At 71.6% G+C, this 616-nt stretch carries 1 protein-coding gene; it reads left to right on the top strand.

All coding sequences use genetic code 11. The features are described from left to right. Positions 1-49: 49 nt before the first annotated feature. Positions 50-616 (top strand): Clp protease N-terminal domain-containing protein (locus JK364_RS54560; protein ID WP_307841739.1); only part of this gene is annotated, 567 nt, incomplete at its 3' end.

Here is a 616-nt window from a genome sequence, read left to right as displayed (position 1 = left end):
ACGGCGGCGCGAGGAGTGAAGAACCCGGCGCGAGGAGTGAAGAACCACCATGGACATGAACCGTCTCACCGAGAAGTCGAGGGAAGCCCTCCAGGACGCCCAGACCCGGGCCCAGGGCTACGGCCACACCGAGGTCGACGGCGAGCATCTGCTGCTGGCCCTCCTCGAACAGCCCGACGGGCTGACGCCCCGGCTGATCGGCCAGTTGGGCGCCGACCCCGAAGCGGTGCGCACCCTGCTGGAGGCGCAGGTGGCCCGCAAGCCCAGGGTCACCGGCCCCGGGGCCACTCCGGGGCAGGTCTTTCTCACCCAGCGGCTGGCCCAGGTGCTGGAGGCCGCCGAGCGGGAGGCGAAGCGCCTGAAGGACGAGTACGTCTCGGTGGAGCATCTGGTGCTCGCGCTCGCCGAGGAGGGGTCCGCCACCGCGGCGGGGCGGGTGCTCAAGGAGCACGGCGTCACCAAGGAGGCGTTCCTGCACGCTCTCACCCAGGTGCGCGGCAGCCAGCGGGTCACCTCCGCCAACCCCGAGGTGGCGTACGAGGCGCTGGAGAAGTACGGCCGGGATCTGGTCCTGGAGGCCCGTTCGGGCAAGCTGGACCCGGTGATCGGCCGGGAC

This window comes from Streptomyces endocoffeicus (genome assembly GCF_016741935.1).
GTDB lineage: Bacteria > Actinomycetota > Actinomycetes > Streptomycetales > Streptomycetaceae > Streptomyces > Streptomyces endocoffeicus.
This window is presented reverse-complemented; position numbering and strand designations above follow the sequence as displayed.